This window comes from Polyangium sp. y55x31 (assembly GCF_029946505.1).
GTDB lineage: Bacteria > Myxococcota_A > Polyangia > Polyangiales > Polyangiaceae > Polyangium.
The window spans coordinates 1-2026 of record NZ_JARZHG010000094.1 but is presented as its reverse complement, the minus strand read 5'-3'; the positions used below and the strand labels follow the sequence as shown (position 1 = coordinate 2026).

Sequence of the window (2026 nt, the reverse complement as noted above, 5' to 3'; positions counted from 1 at the left end):
CATGGTGCGTCGTGAAGAGATCGATCAAGCAGCCGGGACGCCGGCTCGCGGACCGATCTCCCGCTGCACGTCTCCAGCGGGTGAGAGTCCCGTCCGGGTAAGCGCCGGAGCGCCCGGTAGCAGGCCCCAGGCGTCGGGGAGAGATCCTCGCGTCCAAGCGGGGCGTCGAAAGCCTCTACGGAGGGAGCAAGAACGCGGGCCGCAACATGAAGTGAAGCCTTCCGCCTCGTCACATGCACAATGGGAGAGCCGAGCCGAGCATGTCGCGGCGAAGGCCATGTCCGACGCGCCGAAGTCCGGAGAAAGACGCGCGGCGGATCTCCCCGGGGTACAGGGCGCAGCACGCGTTCAAGGAGAGGTGCGGAACACGAGAGGCCCGTCTGCGCTGCCGTCGTCGCGGCAAGGTGGCTCGTATAAGCCGAAGGTGAAATCGAGCGCTGCGCAGCGGGAGTCCGAGGGGGTCGTAGTACCGAAGATGGTCGCGACGAACAACGCGGCCGGAGGGAAGGGCCCTCGCGGTGGTCGTGTCGAGGTCGGAGGTAAGCGCGAGGGCATGGCCGGCAAGACCGGTCCCAATCACCCCCGCGGGGGCAAACCCGCGGACAAAGTGCGACAACTCCAGCGTCGACTGTGGGCTGCAGCGAAACGGTCGAAGGGACGCCGATTCCACGCGCTGTACGACCGCATCTACAGGCGTGACGTCCTGTGGGAAGCGTGGAAGCGAGTGAGGAGAAACCGAGGCGCGGCGGGCGTCGATGCCCAGACGATCGCCGACGTAGAGCAGTACGGAGTCGATCGCTTCATCGAAGAGATCGGCGCCGCGCTGCGAGCAGGCACGTATCGACCAGCGGCGGTGCTGCGTCGATACATCCCGAAAGCCGATGGGAAGAAGAGGCCGCTGGGCATCCCGACGATCCGGGACCGAGTGGTGCAGATGGCGGCGAAGCTCGTGCTGGAGCCGATTTTCGAGGCGGATTTTCGTCCGAGCTCGTACGGCTTCAGGCCACGGCGAAGCGCGACCCAAGCGCTGGAGAAGCTCCGGAAGCTCGGGGCGCGTGGAGGTAATCACGTGCTCGATGCCGACATCCGCGATTACTTCGGGAGCATCGACCACGAGAAGCTGATGAAGCTCGTGGAGCGACGCATCTCGGATCGGAGGGTGCTCAAGCTGCTGCGGCAATGGCTCGAAGCTGGCGTGTTGGAGGACGGGTGCGAGACGGCGATGCTCTCGGGGACCCCGCAGGGCGGCGTGATCTCACCGCTTTTGTCCAACATCTACCTGCACGTGCTCGACGCCGCGTGGGAACGCCATGGCGCGCATCTGGGCGTCCTGGTGCGCTACGCGGACGACTTCGTCGTGATGTGTCGGACGGGGTCTTTGTGCGAGCAGGCCGAGAAGCGCGTGCGTGAAGTGCTCGCGCGGCTCGGTTTGGAGCTGCATCCCGAGAAGACGAGGAGAGTGGATCTGAGCTGGGGCAAGCAAGGATTCGATTTCCTCGGCTGCCACCTGCGAAAGCGGCTGAGTGGTCCGATCTGGGAGAAGGAGCGAAAACGCATGTACTTCCTCCAGCGATGGCCCTCGCAGCGCAGCATGAAGCGGGTGAGGCAGCGCGTGAAGGGGCTGACTGGCCGAAATAGGAACGGCGTGAAGGACGTGCGGGTGCTGATCCGCGACCTGAATCCGGTGCTGCGAGGCTGGGGCAACTACTTCCGTACGGGGAACGCCGCGACTAAATTCGTCTCCATCGATCGATACGTGGAGCGACGGCTCCGCCGCTTTCTGATGAAGCGGAAGGGCCGGAACCTGCGCGCTGGAGAGATCGACGCCTGGACGAGTGACTTCTTCCACGACCACGGGCTTCATCGCCTGCGCGGAACCATCCAGTACCCGGAGGCCGCATGATGCTGTCGCCCGAGAGACCACCGGTAAGCCGTGTGCGGGAAATCCGCACGCACGGTTTGAACGGGAGTCTTGCTCAACCCAGGCGCGGATGTCCGCGGAGGAAGAGATAGGATTTACCAATGG

General features: G+C 64.8%; 1 protein-coding gene. It reads left to right on the top strand.

Annotation, left to right across the window (positions count from 1 at the left end; all coding sequences use genetic code 11):
- Positions 1-553 precede the first annotated feature (553 nt).
- Complete coding sequence (gene ltrA, locus QHF84_RS50125; RefSeq protein ID WP_281320789.1) at positions 554-1903, top strand: group II intron reverse transcriptase/maturase; 1350 nt, start codon at positions 554-556, stop codon at positions 1901-1903.
- Positions 1904-2026 lie beyond the last annotated feature (123 nt).